Origin of the sequence: Ancylobacter defluvii, from assembly GCF_018390605.1 — a bacterium.
In the GTDB taxonomy this organism is placed as follows: domain Bacteria; phylum Pseudomonadota; class Alphaproteobacteria; order Rhizobiales; family Xanthobacteraceae; genus Ancylobacter; species Ancylobacter defluvii.
In genome coordinates, this window is sequence record NZ_JAHBGD010000024.1 from 899,096 (window position 1) to 911,577 (window position 12,482).

General features: G+C 65.8%; 15 protein-coding genes. 6 read left to right on the forward strand and 9 right to left on the reverse strand.

All coding sequences use genetic code 11. The annotated features are described in order from the left end of the window. Positions 1–22: 22 nt before the first annotated feature. Positions 23–727, forward strand: coding sequence for a toll/interleukin-1 receptor domain-containing protein (locus KHC24_RS20360; RefSeq protein ID WP_213365110.1), 705 nt, complete (start codon positions 23–25; stop codon positions 725–727). A gap of 274 nt (positions 728–1,001) precedes the next feature. Here KHC24_RS20360 and gndA read toward each other — a convergent pair whose 3' ends face one another. Further along, positions 1,002–2,435 (reverse strand): NADP-dependent phosphogluconate dehydrogenase, encoded by a 1,434-nt coding sequence (gene gndA / locus KHC24_RS20365; RefSeq protein WP_213365111.1) that lies wholly within the window; start codon positions 2,433–2,435, stop codon positions 1,002–1,004. Between the two features lie 34 nt (positions 2,436–2,469). Next, entirely contained in the window at positions 2,470–2,757 is a 288-nt protein-coding gene (locus KHC24_RS20370) for a hypothetical protein (protein ID WP_213365112.1), read from the reverse strand. Between the two features lie 611 nt (positions 2,758–3,368). Between KHC24_RS20370 and KHC24_RS20375 the strand changes: the two genes are divergently transcribed. Next, positions 3,369–3,578, forward strand: coding sequence for a hypothetical protein (locus tag KHC24_RS20375; RefSeq protein ID WP_213365113.1), 210 nt, complete (start codon positions 3,369–3,371; stop codon positions 3,576–3,578). Positions 3,579–3,646: 68 nt separating this feature from the next. On the opposite strand, the gene KHC24_RS20380 is transcribed toward KHC24_RS20375, so the two are convergent. Then, complete coding sequence (locus tag KHC24_RS20380; protein WP_213365114.1) at positions 3,647–4,309, reverse strand: exopolysaccharide biosynthesis protein; 663 nt, start codon at positions 4,307–4,309, stop codon at positions 3,647–3,649. 444 nt (positions 4,310–4,753) lie between these two features. On the opposite strand from KHC24_RS20380, the gene KHC24_RS20385 reads away from it, so the two are divergent. After that, positions 4,754–6,214: a sensor domain-containing diguanylate cyclase gene (locus KHC24_RS20385; protein WP_213365115.1), complete on the forward strand. Its 1,461-nt coding sequence runs from the start codon at positions 4,754–4,756 to the stop codon at positions 6,212–6,214. 23 nt (positions 6,215–6,237) lie between these two features. On the opposite strand, the gene KHC24_RS20390 is transcribed toward KHC24_RS20385, so the two are convergent. After that, positions 6,238–6,654 carry a VOC family protein gene (locus tag KHC24_RS20390; protein ID WP_213365116.1) on the reverse strand — a complete coding sequence of 139 codons (417 nt, stop codon included), beginning with the start codon at positions 6,652–6,654 and terminating at the stop codon, positions 6,238–6,240. A 183-nt stretch (positions 6,655–6,837) separates the two neighbouring features. Between KHC24_RS20390 and KHC24_RS20395 the strand changes: the two genes are divergently transcribed. Beyond that, positions 6,838–7,611: a ferredoxin--NADP reductase gene (locus tag KHC24_RS20395; protein ID WP_213365117.1), complete on the forward strand. Its 774-nt coding sequence runs from the start codon at positions 6,838–6,840 to the stop codon at positions 7,609–7,611. 73 nt (positions 7,612–7,684) lie between these two features. Here KHC24_RS20395 and KHC24_RS20400 read toward each other — a convergent pair whose 3' ends face one another. Then, a complete protein-coding gene (locus KHC24_RS20400) occupies positions 7,685–7,990 on the reverse strand; it encodes a hypothetical protein (protein ID WP_213365118.1) in 306 nt (101 codons plus the stop codon). Positions 7,991–8,175: 185 nt separating this feature from the next. On the opposite strand from KHC24_RS20400, the gene KHC24_RS20405 reads away from it, so the two are divergent. Then, positions 8,176–8,679 carry a GNAT family N-acetyltransferase gene (locus tag KHC24_RS20405; RefSeq protein ID WP_271180630.1) on the forward strand — a complete coding sequence of 168 codons (504 nt, stop codon included), beginning with the start codon at positions 8,176–8,178 and terminating at the stop codon, positions 8,677–8,679. Positions 8,680–9,086: 407 nt separating this feature from the next. On the opposite strand, the gene ahcY is transcribed toward KHC24_RS20405, so the two are convergent. Continuing rightward, positions 9,087–10,508: an adenosylhomocysteinase gene (gene ahcY / locus KHC24_RS20410; protein ID WP_213365120.1), complete on the reverse strand. Its 1,422-nt coding sequence runs from the start codon at positions 10,506–10,508 to the stop codon at positions 9,087–9,089. A 219-nt stretch (positions 10,509–10,727) separates the two neighbouring features. On the opposite strand from ahcY, the gene KHC24_RS20415 reads away from it, so the two are divergent. After that, entirely contained in the window at positions 10,728–11,006 is a 279-nt protein-coding gene (locus KHC24_RS20415) for a hypothetical protein (protein WP_213365121.1), read from the forward strand. Positions 11,007–11,023: 17 nt separating this feature from the next. Here KHC24_RS20415 and KHC24_RS20420 read toward each other — a convergent pair whose 3' ends face one another. From KHC24_RS20420 to KHC24_RS20430, 3 genes are all read right to left on the reverse strand, one after another. Then, entirely contained in the window at positions 11,024–11,317 is a 294-nt protein-coding gene (locus KHC24_RS20420; protein WP_213365122.1) for an HPr family phosphocarrier protein, read from the reverse strand. Continuing rightward, a complete protein-coding gene (locus KHC24_RS20425) occupies positions 11,314–11,715 on the reverse strand; it encodes a PTS sugar transporter subunit IIA (RefSeq protein WP_213365123.1) in 402 nt (133 codons plus the stop codon). The genes KHC24_RS20420 and KHC24_RS20425 overlap by 4 nt, the downstream gene beginning before the upstream one ends. A gap of 275 nt (positions 11,716–11,990) precedes the next feature. After that, positions 11,991–12,476 carry an HPr kinase/phosphorylase gene (locus tag KHC24_RS20430; RefSeq protein WP_213365124.1) on the reverse strand — a complete coding sequence of 162 codons (486 nt, stop codon included), beginning with the start codon at positions 12,474–12,476 and terminating at the stop codon, positions 11,991–11,993. Positions 12,477–12,482 lie beyond the last annotated feature (6 nt).

Below are 12,482 nucleotides of genomic sequence, written 5' to 3' on the forward strand. Positions count from 1 at the left end.
GCGAATCAAAGGATTCGGGCGGATGATGAAAAGAGCCCGTAAACCGATCAAGTCTTTTAACGACAGATTTCTTGAGCGTTTGGAGAAGCTTTGCCAAGGCGAGGATATTGCCATCAGCAATGCCGAGATGCGTAGCTCATTGGGCTGGGCAGATGATCGCTACGACAAAGTAAAGGCGTCGTTGCTGGCCCAGAAGCTGATTAAGCCGGCTCCAGGCCAGGGCGGCAAGGTCCGCTTCGTCGATTTTCCGACTCGCATTGCACCCAGGAAATCCTTGAAGGTTTTCCTCTCCTATAGTCACAGTGATGAGGAATTGAAGCAGGAATTGGTCAAGCACCTTTACCCACTCACCCATATGGGGTTGGTCGAAAGCTGGGACGGCCGCCAGATTAAACCTGGAGAGGAATGGGGCAATGTAATCTCGAAGAACCTGGATGTCGCCGACATCATTATCCTCGTGATCAGCGTCGATTTCATCAATTCACGCTACTGCTACGACATCGAGTTGAAGCGGGCGATGGAGCGCCACGACGCGAGCGAGGCTAGGGTCATTCCCGTGATAGCTCGTCAATGTTTGTGGCACCACGCTCCTTTTGGAAAGCTTCAGGCGCTGCCTAAGGACGCCAAGGCCATCGCCACCTGGCCAGATCGTGATGCCGCTCTGTCGACGGTCGCGGAGAGCATCTACAAGATGGCTGAACAGCTTCTCGAAGTTGAGAGAGTCTGAAGGCGAAGGCGGGCTTCAGCCTTCCTGAGAGCGGCTATCGGTCGCGAGAGGATGTGTAGGCTGGGGGACCGCCAGGAGAGCAGGCCTTCCGGCCGCGCTCCTGGAAGGTCGATGCCGCTCCGGCCAGTTGCAGATCGGTGATCGCGTGGGACATATGGAGGGACAATCTCACTCTCTCCTTGAAGCCGAAAGCCGGAAATCTCCGGCTTCGACATCATCGCGCGCGAACCCGGCATCAGCCGGTTCGGGTGAGGAGAGAAACCGGCCCCGCCCCTCACGCCTTCACTTCGGACCCGTCCTGCGCCCAGCGGGTGTGGTACTTGCCGGGCTTGTCGAGCCGGCCATAGGTGTGGGCGCCGAAATAGTCGCGCAGCCCCTGCAGCAGGTTGGCCGGCCCGCGGGCGCGGCGCAGCCCGTCATAATAGGCCAGCGCCGAGGAGAAGGCCGGGGTCGGCACGCCGGCGGCGATCGCCTCGCCCACCACCTTGCGCCATTTCGGCTCGGCGGCCAGCACCGCCTCGCGGAAATACGGCTCGAACAGCAGGCTCGATACCGGAGCGCCGTCGCCATAGGCTTCGCGGATACGGTTGAGGAAGCGGGCACGGATGATACAGCCGCCGCGCCAGATGGTGGCGAGATCGCCGAGCTTGAGGTTCCAGCCATATTCGTCGGAGGCGACCTGCAACTGCTGGAAGCCCTGGGCATAGGCGACGATCTTCGAGGCATACAGCCCGGCGCGGATCGCCTCGATGGCCTCATCGCTGGCCAGCGTTGCCGGCGGCTTGGCATGGACCAGCAGCCCTTCCGCCTCGATGCGCTGGCCGCGCCGGCTCGACAGCACGCGGGCGAACACCGCCTCGGTGATGGCGGTCAGCGGCACGCCGAGATCCAGCGCCGACTTCGAGGTCCACAGGCCGGTGCCCTTCTGCTCGGCCTCGTCGGTGATGACGTCGACCAGCGGCTTGCCGGTCGAGGCATCGGTCTTCTTCAGCACCTCGGCGGTGATCTCGATCAGGTAAGAATCGAGTTCGCCCTTGTTCCACTCGGCGAAGATCTCGCCAATGGCGGGGGCGTCCAGACCATGCAGCGTCTTCAGCAGGTCATAGGCCTCGGCGATCAGCTGCATGTCGGCATATTCGATGCCGTTATGCACCATCTTCACATAGTGGCCGGCGCCATCGGGGCCGATATGGGTGCAGCACGGCTCGCCGTCGACCTGCGCCGCCATGCGGGTGAACATCGGCGCCACCCGCTCATAGGCCTCAACCTCGCCGCCTGGCATCATGGAGGGGCCGATCAGCGCCCCCTCCTCGCCGCCGGACACGCCCATGCCGACGAAGCGGAAGCCCTTGCCCTTCAGGTAGGCGTTGCGCCGCGCGGTGTCGGTGAACAGCGAATTGCCGCCGTCGATGATGATGTCGCCCTGGTCGAGATGCGGCAGCAGCTCCTCGATCACCGCATCGACCGGCGCGCCGGCCTTCACCATGATCAGGATCGGCCGCGGCGTGGCGATGGCAGCGACGAAGTCGGCGATGCCATGAGCCGGCACGAAGGCGCCCTCATGGCCATGTTCGGCGATGAGTTCGTCGGTCCGCTCGTGATTGCGGTTGGCCACCGCCACGGTGAAGCCTTTGCCGGCGGCGTTGCGGGCGAGATTCGCGCCCATGGTGGCGAGGCCATAGACGCCGATATCCGCGAGCTTGGTCATGAAGCTACCGTTCTGCTGACTGGGAAAGAAGGGATCAGGCGCGGCCGACGATGGCGAAATGCGCGTCGGCCAGACGCGCCTCCGCTTCGGCCAGCGCATTGGCGAGCTCGCGCACCTGCTCGGGGCGCAGCACGATCTGCAAGGCGGGGATCGGCTCGCCCGGCTTGGGCGGTGCGCCGATCTCGAGGCGCAGCCCCACCGCCTCGCCATTCATCAGCGCGGTGGTGAAGGCCTGCAGCGGCCACATCTTCAGCCGCCCCTGGTCGTCCTTGTCCCAGCTGGCGAAGGCGGCGATGGGGGAAAGCGCGGGGGCGTCGCTCATGTGAGATCTCCTTGGGGGCTTTCGGGGCGCGGCTGACGCAGGGGATCGGCCGGCCGGGGCCATGTTGCCAGACGACTAGCATCAAACACGCCGCTTGTGACCCGCGCACGTCGCAGGGCTTTGCTGCGCCGACGCAGGGCAGGCCGTTGCGCGATCACACGCTCGTGCGGGGCGGCGGTTCCGGGCGGATGAAAATTCATATCGCCAAGGATCATATCGCGTGCGATACATACCGCCAACACCGGATCGGAGCGGCCCTGCCGGCCCGATCGCCCCCATGAGGAGCACGCATCATGCTGAACGCCACGATCATCTCCATCTTCGCCGCCTTCATCGCGCTGGCGACCTTCTCGGCCGGCCACATCGCCCGCGACGACAAGCCGGCCCGCCGGCCGGTGCGCTGCGACGCCTGATACCGGCTGAACTTCCCGCCGGGGGTCGCCCCCTCCCCGGCTGGCAGCGGGCGGGCGCGGATCGTTCCTCCATCCGCGCCCGCCCTTCCTTTTGGGCCGGCCGCCGGCCGGTGCGATGGTAAGTGGAGGATGGCGTTAACCAATTGCCGGCAAGGTTCGGGAAACGCGAAAGCGTGATTCGCCCAGCCGAGTGCCGTGATGAGTAATGTGATTCCCTTCCCCGTCCGGGTACCGCACGCCGATCCCGAGCCGGAGATCGATCTGATGACCGCCGTCGACGTCGCGATCCGCGACCTGCGCGACCTTGCCCAGCGGCTGCGCGGCGACTCGGTCGGCCAGGAACAGGCCGAGGAGTGCCTGGAAATGCTGGCACGGGCGCTGGCGAATGCGCAGGCGGTCGCCGGCTGAGCGGCCATTGGGCTGAACGGCCATGGGACTGGGCGGCGGTGGCGCGCAGGTCGCGCGCCAGCCATCCCTCAGCCGAGGAAGCTCTTCAAGAGATAGAGCCCGGCGGTCACGAAGCCCCAGACCACGCCGGAGACCACGCCGAGCGAGGCGAACGCCACGGTCATGCCGGCGAGCACCCAGATGCCGTCGCGCTCCAATATGCCGAGCGCGAGGATGCAGATCGCCAGCGCCGGCAGCATGTTGCCGAGCGGGATCGGCAGCACCAGAACCACCGCCAGCACCAGGCACATGATGCCGACGACATATTCCGCCGGCGGATGCGCCAGCGCGCCGAAGCGCGGCCGCAGCAGGTTCTCCGCCTTGGCGAGCCACGGCACCGCCTTGCCGACGAAGGCGGCGAAGTCGCGCCGGGCAATCGAGCGGCGGGAGATCAGCGGCGGCAACCAGGGATTGCGGCCGAGCGCCAGCTGGGCGGTGAGGAAGATCAGCGGCGCGCCGAGAATGGTGGAGGTGCCCGGCGGGGTCGGCAGCACGTTGGGCAGCGCGAACACCAGCATCAGCGGCCCGAAGGCGCGCTCCTGCATCGCCGCCAGCAGGTCGCCGATGGCGATGCGCTCGCGCGTCTCGTCGGACGCGATGCCGGTGAGGACATCGGAGAGACGCGTGGCCTCGTTGTCGAGATCGGCCGTGCCGTCGGCGGTGGCGCCACCCGTCGATTTATCGCCCTGCACGACCTGAACCGCTCCTCTCGCCCATATCCGCCGGCAGCAGGTGCGGCCAGCGCTCCCACAGATAGGCAGCGAATGTGACAATGACCAGAAGCTGAGTCAGGATCATGTCCAGCTGAACAGGAACGCCCCGACCGCCAGCAGCAGAATCAGGATCGCGGCAATCCAGTGCCGGGTGGTGAAGTCATGCATCATCATCGCGGTTCCCCCTTTTTGCCGATCACCCGATTATGATACCTCGATTATCGATGAAATATCGAAGATGTTTCGAAATGATCGCCATTTCCGCCCGGCTATGTTCGTACGGACAACAAACGTGGTAAATGCTCGCCTCGGCGTTGCGCAACCTGACATGATGCCGCCGGCCTCGTGTCGTCGGAATTGACGCCGTCGGAATTGACGCCGTTGGATTGGCACGACGAGGCCGGACAGACGAGTAACGTGCGGATGCTGCATGAGCCAACTCTCCCGCAGGCGACGGACGACAGCTCCGGGCTCGACGACAGCCAGATGTTCGAGCTGGCGCCGATCCCGATGTGGCTGGAGGATTTCAGCGAGGTCAAGGCGCTGTTCGACGGCTGGCGCCGCGACGGCGTCACCTCGCTGCGCGACCATCTCTACGCCGATGAGCGCCGGGTCGCGGCCTGCGCCAGCCGCATCCGTGTGCTGAAGGTCAACCAGGCGACGCTCGACCTGTTCGAGGCCGACAGCCCGGCCCATCTGGTCGCCAATCTCGACAAGGTGTTCCGCGGCGACATGCTGCGCACCCATATCGAGGAACTGTCGCAGCTCTGGGACGGCAAGACCCAGTTCGCCAGTCACACCACCAATTACACGCTCGGCGGCCGCCGGCTCGATGTGCAGTTGCGGGGCCATGTGCTGCCCGGCCATGAAGAGCGGCTCGACCGCGTGCTGCTTTCGACCGAGGACGTGACCGAGCGGGAGACCGCCCGCCGTGCCGCCGGCAAGGCGGAGGAATATGCCCGCGGGCTGTTCGAGCATTCGCCGGTGTCGCTGTGGGTGGAGGATTTCTCCAGCATCAAGCAGCTGATCGACGATCTGCGCCAGCGCGGCATTGACGATCTGCGCGTCTTCACCGACGTGCATCCGGATTTCGTGCAGCGCTGCATCAGCGAGGTACGTGTCATCGACGTGAACCAGCACACGCTGGACATGTTCCAGGCCGCCGACAAGAAGACGCTGGTCGCCAATATGGGTCGGGTGTTCCGCGAGGACATGCACCGGCATTTCCGCGAGCAGCTGATCGACCTGTGGAACGGCAAGCTGTTCCACCAGCGCGAGGTGGTGAACTACTCGCTCGCCGGCGACGAGATCAACGTGCTGCTGCAATTCTCGGTGCTGCCGGGCCGCGAGCACGACTGGTCGCTGGTGCAGGTGGCGCTCACCGACATCACCGCCCGCAAGAAGGCCGAGGCCTATCTCGAATATCTCGGCAATCACGACGTGCTGACCAAGCTGTACAACCGCTCCTTCTATGTCGACGAGCTGAACCGGCTGGAGCGGCGCGGGCCGTTCCCGGTCACCATCGTGATGATCGATCTCAACGACCTGAAGCAGGTCAACGACCAGCTCGGCCACGCCGCCGGCGACACGCTGCTGCGCCGGGCCGGCGAGGTGCTCGGCAAGGCGGTCGACAAGCCCAATGTCGCGGCGCGCATCGGCGGCGACGAGTTCGCGGTGCTGCTACCGGGCGTCGATGCCGATGGCGGCGCGGCGGTGATGGCGGAAATCGGCGAGCTGATCACGGTCAACAACCAGTTCTATTCGGCGCAGGCGCTCAGCGTCTCCATGGGCATGGCGACCAGCGAGTCCGGCGAGCGGCTGGAGGCGGTGGTGCGGCGCGCCGACCTGCAGATGTATGAGAACAAGCGCAGCCAGGGCGGCTGACTGACGGCCTCACCCCACCGACTCTACTCCGCCGCCAGCCCCTCCAGCCCGCCGGCATGGACGAAGCACAGCTTGTTGCCCTCCGGGTCGCGGCCATAGGCACCGTAATAATCCGGGTCGTAATGTGGACGCAGTCCCGGCGCACCCTCGTCGGTGCCGCCATTGGCCACCAGCGCCCGCCAGGCGGCGTCCACCGCCGCCGGCGAGGCCGCGGCGAAGCTAACCTGCGTCCCGTTACCCCAGGTCGCCGGCAGGCCATTGAACGGCAGCTGGACGAAGAATTGCGGCCAGCGCCGCCCCGGCATCCCCCACATCGAGCCGGGCGGCCCGCCATCGTCGGCCAGGTCGAGCCGCACCAGGCCGAGCGGCGCCAGCACCGCGTCGTAGAAAACCGTCAGGCGCGGCAGGTCGCGCGCGCCGAGAATAATATGGGTGAACATGCCGCCTCCTCGTCGCCGGGGCCGATCATCGCACCCATCGAGACCGCAGATCCGGCCTGCGCAAGGCGCAGCACGGAAATGTCACGGACTTCTCGACAGCGGCGGCGATGCGCAGTAAACCCCGCCGCAGAGAATTACATGGCTTCCGGTTTGTTTGGAAGTTTTCACAAGAACGGTTCGTAAATGAGCAACCTGCATCACGAGCGCGTCCTGTCGGTGCACCACTGGACCGACAACCTGTTCACCTTCACCACCACGCGCGATCCGGCGCTGCGCTTCAAGAACGGCCAGTTCGTGATGATCGGCCTGCCGGTGAACGGCAAGCCGCTGCTGCGTGCCTATTCCATCGCCAGCGCCAATTACGAGGAGACGCTGGAGTTCTTCTCGATCAAGGTGCCGAACGGCCCGCTCACCTCGCGGCTGAAGGACCTGAAGATCGGCGACGAGGTCATCGTCGGCCGCAAGCCGACCGGCACGCTGCTGGTGGATTATCTGGTGCCCGGCCGCCGGCTCTATCTGCTGTCCACCGGCACCGGCCTCGCGCCGTTCATGAGCCTGATCAAGGACCCGGATACCTACGAGAACTACGACAAGGTGATCCTGGTGCACGGCGTGCGCACGGTGGCCGAGCTCGCCTATCAGGACTTCATCGAGAAGGAGCTGCCGGACAACGAGTATTTCGGCGAGCTGGTGCGCGAGAAGCTGGTCTACTACCCGACGGTGACGCGCGAGCCCTATCGCAACCAGGGCCGCATCACCGACCTGATCACCTCCGGCAAGCTGTTCGAGGAGCTCGGCCTGCCGACGCTCGACAAGGAGGACGACCGCGTCATGCTGTGCGGCAGCCCGCAGCTGCTCGACGACATGCGCGTCATCCTCAAGGATCGCGGTTTCGAGGAGGGTTCGACGACCGAGCCCGGTGATTTCGTGATCGAGAAGGCTTTTGTCGAGAAGTAAGGGCCTTGATCAGCAGCTCGATGAGCTGCAATCCGGCACGAACCAGCGCTCCGACCATTCCCATTCCCGTCCCTCAGCGTAGCCGGCCGGGATCGCGATTGATGTCGCGGTCCCGCGCGGCTTCCTCGGGCGAGAGTACACGATACTCGGCATCGATCACCGTGGTATCGGCGGCGGAGCGGCGCGGTTTGACGCCGAACAGCTTGTAGGCGAGGCCGGCGATCAGCAGGACCGGCGCCACGACGAGGAACACGCTTGCCGCCACCAGCGCCAGAGCCGTGCCGACCGCCAGCGCTACGGCGACGACGATCGCCACCTGCCACCAGCTTACCCGCCGCACGCTAAACCGCATCTGGCCGAACGGATCGTTCGCGTTCATTCCTGTCCCTTCCCTGGCTCACGGTCGCCCCGTGCCCCGGTGATATGGGATGAAACCGCGTCGGTTCCAGACGAGTGCGCGCGAATTTCCCGCCGGCGCGACATTGCGCGCCGGGGCGAAGCCGCGATAGACCGTCGGCGGTGGCGCCGTGCCCGGCCGTGGATCGCGGCGCCGGAAGTGAAGGAATCTTCATGCTGCTTCGCCATGCGGAGGAGCGCGACCTTGTCGGCATCCTCGACATATATAATCGCGCCGTCCTCACCTCGACCGCCATCTGGAACGACACCCTCGTCGACCTCGCCAACCGCCGCGCCTGGCTCGCCGACCGCATCTCCAAGCGTTATCCAGTGATGGTGGCGGTGGAGGAGGACGAGGACGGCGCGGTGCTCGGCTATGCCAGCTTCGGCGATTTCCGTCCCTTCGACGGCTACCGCATCAGCGTCGAGCATTCGGTCTATGTGGCAGAGGACGCGCGGGGCCGCGGCATTGGCGGCCAGCTGGTCGGCACGCTGTTCGAGCCGGCGCGCGCGCTCGGCAAGAAAGTGATGATCGGCGGCATCACCGCCGGCAACGCCGCCTCCATCGCCCTGCACAGGAAGCTCGGCTTCGAGGAGAGCGGCCATATGCGCGGCATCGGCATCAAGTTCGGCCAGCGGCTCGATCTGGTGCTGATGCAGAAGGAACTCTGACCGCGGGCGAAGTGCAGGGCCTCCTGCGGCGCGTGCCATCGGAACGTCGTCCTCCTGAGGTGCCCGGCTGATAGTGGCGGGCATGCGCGATGAAGACGCTCTTCTTCTCCCTCTCCGCGTCGGGGAGAGGGGCTGGGGTGAGGGGTCTTCGATGCCTCGCAATGGTGGCGCCCCTCACCGACCCGCCGCGCGGGCCACCTCTCCCCAGACGGCAGAGGAAACTGCGGGTCAGGGCTCTCGGCATGGCGGGCTCACGAAAGAAGGTAGGCGCCCCACCCGGCTGGCAGTCACGCCGTCGCCCCACACCGGCCGCTCCGCAAGACCGCGACGCAGCGAAACGACAATGGCCGGGACGAGCCCGGCCATTGCGCATTTGGTTCCGAGCCGGCGCCGCGCGGCGCCTTGGCTCAATAGCGGTAGTGATCCGCCTTGAACGGCCCGTCGACGGTCACGCCGATATAGTCGGCCTGCTCGGGGGAGAGCTTGGTCAGCTTCACGCCCAGCTTTTCGAGATGCAGCGCCGCCACCTTCTCGTCGAGCACCTTCGGCAGCGTGTAGACCTTGTTGTCGTACTTGCCGGGGTTCACCCACAGGTCGATCTGCGCCAGCGTCTGGTTGGAGAACGACGACGACATCACGAAGGACGGGTGGCCCATGGCGTTGCCGAGGTTCACCAGCCGGCCTTCCGACAGCAGGATGATGCGGTTGCCGGACGGGAACTCGATCTCGTCGACCTGCGGCTTGATGTTGGTCCACTTGAAGTTGCGCAGGCCGGCGACCTGGATCTCGTTGTCGAAGTGGCCGATGTTGCAGACGATGGCCCGGTCCTTCATCTGCCGCATGTGGTCGACGGTGATGATGTCCTTGTTGCCGGTGCAGGTGACGTAGATGTCGGCGCGCGAGAAGGCGTCCTCGATGGTCGCCACCTCATAGCCTTCCATCGAGGCCTGCAGCGCGCAGATCGGGTCGACTTCCGAGACGATGACGCGGGCGCCGGCCTGGCGCAGCGAGGCGGCCGAGCCCTTGCCGACATCGCCGAAGCCGGCGACGAAGGCGACCTTGCCGGCCAGCATCACGTCGGTGCCGCGGCGGATGGCATCGACCAGCGATTCACGGCAGCCATAGAGGTTGTCGAACTTCGACTTGGTGACCGAGTCGTTGACGTTGATCGCCGGGAACAGCAGCTTGCCCTGCTCGGCCAGCTTGTAGAGGCGGTGCACGCCCGTCGTGGTCTCTTCCGACACGCCCTTGATCGACTTGGCGACCTCGGCGAACCAGCCCTTCGGCTTCTCGGCGAGCAGCTTCTTGATCAGCGCGAAGAAGATTTCCTCTTCCTCGGAGCCGGGGGTGTCGAGGAAGCCGGTGTCGCCCTGCTCGGCCTTGAGGCCGTAATGCACCAGCATGGTGGCGTCGCCGCCATCGTCGAGGATCAGGTTGGGCACCAGAATCTCGCCGTCCTTCTCGCCGTGCCAGTCGAACAGCTTGGCGGTGTAGTCCCAGTACTCGGTCAGCGTCTCGCCCTTATAGGCGAACACCGGTACGCCGGCCTGCGCGATGGCGGCGGCGGCGTGGTCCTGCGTCGAGAAGATGTTGCACGACACCCAGCGGACGTCGGCGCCGAGCGCGACCAGCGTCTCGATCAGCACCGCGGTCTGGATGGTCATGTGCAGCGAGCCGGCGATGCGCGCGCCCTTCAGCGGCTGCGACGGACCGTATTCGGCGCGGATGGCCATCAGGCCGGGCATTTCGGTCTCGGCGAGATCGATCTCCTTGCGGCCGAAGCCGGCAAGGCCGATGTCCTTGACGATGTAGTCGCTGGCGAGGGCCATGGTCGGGTTCCTTGTGCCTGAGGGGCCGCCCGTCGTCCCGTGTCAGCGGACAGGGGGCGGGGCGGCCCCGGTCCGATGGATCGAAGCTCGCCGGGTTGATAGCAGCCCCAGCCACAGGTTTCAATAACGATATAAAGATGTCTTTATATGAATGGATCTGGCTAGCATACAATTAAAAATTGTATCATCATAAAAACTCTACCCAAGAGGGACATAGCCATGATGAAACGTGCCAAAGCGTGCGCAGTGTGGACCGTGCCTCTCCTGCTGATCGGATCATCGGCTTTCGCGCAGACCGCGGTGCCGTCCTGGAGCGTGCCCGGAACCGGTGGCAATGTGGTGTTGAATCCGGTGACGCCACCGGCGGGCAATCCGGGAAACGCCACCACCATCTCGCCCGGGTGGGTTGGCCCGGCACCGAATCCCGGCGCCAGCAACCCCAGTCAGGCCTCGCCGCCGCAATCGCCGGGCGTGTTCGTGACCATCCCGATACCCTGATCTATTCGCACGCCGATCTATTCGCCCTCGCCGAAGCGGTCGCCCACCAGCGCCGACAGCGCTTCCAGCGCCGCCTCCGCCTCCCGGCCCTCCGTCTCCACCAGGATTGAGGTGCCGGGGGCGGCGGCAAGCATCATCAGCCCCATGATCGAGGTGCCGCTCACGGTCTCGCCGCAGCGCGTCACCCGCACCTCGGCGTCGAAGCGCTCCACCGTCTGCACGAATTTGGCCGAGGCGCGGGCATGCAGGCCGCGCTTGTTCAGGATGGGAAGCTCGCGCCGCAGCGTCGCGGAGGTGCCGGCGGCGCTCATTTCCCTGCGAGGACCCGGCTGGCGATGTTGATGTATTTGCGCCCGGCCTCCTGCGCCTGGGCGACCGCGACATCCATCGGCACCTCGCCGCGCACGGTGGCGAGCTTCACCAGCATCGGCAGATTGATGCCGGCGACCACCTCGATGTCCGGCTCGGTCATCACCGAAATGGCGAGATTGGACGGCGTGCCGCCGAACATGTCGGTGAGGATCACCACGCCCTGGCCGGAATTCACCGCCTTCACCGACGCGACAATGTCGAGGCGGCGCTGCTCGATGTCGTCATCGGGGCCGATGGTGACGGCCTCGATCTGGGACTGCGGCCCCATCACATGTTCCAACGCGGCACGGAACTCGCTGGCGAGGCGTCCGTGGGTGACGAGTACAAGCCCTATCATTCTGCTCCGCCGTGCGGCTGGCCGGCACGAACCCCGGCGCGTCGGTCCGACGTCGCCCAAGGCTTCCGAGGCAAGCGGGTTCGCCCGCTCCCGTGGGGGAAACATCATCGTTGCGCTGCACACAAATGGCAAGTACGCCGCGCGAAAGCCTGGGGATGACCGCGCGGCCACCGGCGCAGCGCTCCGCATCGGCTAAGCAACAGAAAATGCAGGAGATTCAGCAAATCTGCGCGTGAATTCCCGGCGAGGCGCCGGTAATTTCCGTCGAATATGCTTTAACTTTCCTGAAGTCCGGCCTGGGTCGAGAGCATCGCCAGCACCTGATGCACCGCATCACCGCGGTCATAGACCGGCAGGCGGGCGAGCGCGACGCCGCCGATCGCGATGCGGCAATCCTCCCGGCGCGGCAGCCGGGCGCCGTCGGCGCTGGCGAGATCGACCACCAGCGCCACCTCGGCTTCCTCGACATGCGGCACCCGGCGCAGGCCGGCGCCGCGCACCTCGATGAGGCCGGCGAGCACCGGCACCGGGGCGGCGATCAGCCGCTCCCCGCGCCGCTCCAGCACCAGGCGGTCGTCGCCGACCAGCACGGTCTCGGGGATCAGGCCGGTGCGTCCGGCAAGGATCAGCGCGAAGGCGAGATGCGATTTGCCGGCGCCGGAGGGGCCGCGGATCAGCACCCCCGCCTCGCCCACCCGCACGCAGGAAGCGTGGTGGGTAGAGCTGAAATGCGCCCCGGCGATGCGTTCGTCGTCCGCCATCCTCAT

Excerpts from the sequence above, each read along its gene's own strand:
- KHC24_RS20360 (WP_213365110.1), top strand. The coding sequence starts at position 23 with ATGATGAAAAGAGCCCGTAAACCGATCAAGTCTTTTAACGACAGATTT.
- gndA (WP_213365111.1), bottom strand. The coding sequence starts at position 2,435 with ATGACCAAGCTCGCGGATATCGGCGTCTATGGCCTCGCCACCATGGGC.
- KHC24_RS20370 (WP_213365112.1), bottom strand. The coding sequence starts at position 2,757 with ATGAGCGACGCCCCCGCGCTTTCCCCCATCGCCGCCTTCGCCAGCTGG.
- KHC24_RS20375 (WP_213365113.1), top strand. The coding sequence starts at position 3,369 with ATGAGTAATGTGATTCCCTTCCCCGTCCGGGTACCGCACGCCGATCCC.
- KHC24_RS20385 (WP_213365115.1), top strand. The coding sequence starts at position 4,754 with ATGCTGCATGAGCCAACTCTCCCGCAGGCGACGGACGACAGCTCCGGG.
- KHC24_RS20390 (WP_213365116.1), bottom strand. The coding sequence starts at position 6,654 with ATGTTCACCCATATTATTCTCGGCGCGCGCGACCTGCCGCGCCTGACG.
- KHC24_RS20395 (WP_213365117.1), top strand. The coding sequence starts at position 6,838 with ATGAGCAACCTGCATCACGAGCGCGTCCTGTCGGTGCACCACTGGACC.
- KHC24_RS20400 (WP_213365118.1), bottom strand. The coding sequence starts at position 7,990 with ATGAACGCGAACGATCCGTTCGGCCAGATGCGGTTTAGCGTGCGGCGG.
- ahcY (WP_213365120.1), bottom strand. The coding sequence starts at position 10,508 with ATGGCCCTCGCCAGCGACTACATCGTCAAGGACATCGGCCTTGCCGGC.
- KHC24_RS20415 (WP_213365121.1), top strand. The coding sequence starts at position 10,728 with ATGATGAAACGTGCCAAAGCGTGCGCAGTGTGGACCGTGCCTCTCCTG.
- KHC24_RS20420 (WP_213365122.1), bottom strand. The coding sequence starts at position 11,317 with ATGAGCGCCGCCGGCACCTCCGCGACGCTGCGGCGCGAGCTTCCCATC.
- KHC24_RS20425 (WP_213365123.1), bottom strand. The coding sequence starts at position 11,715 with ATGATAGGGCTTGTACTCGTCACCCACGGACGCCTCGCCAGCGAGTTC.
- KHC24_RS20430 (WP_213365124.1), bottom strand. The coding sequence starts at position 12,476 with ATGGCGGACGACGAACGCATCGCCGGGGCGCATTTCAGCTCTACCCAC.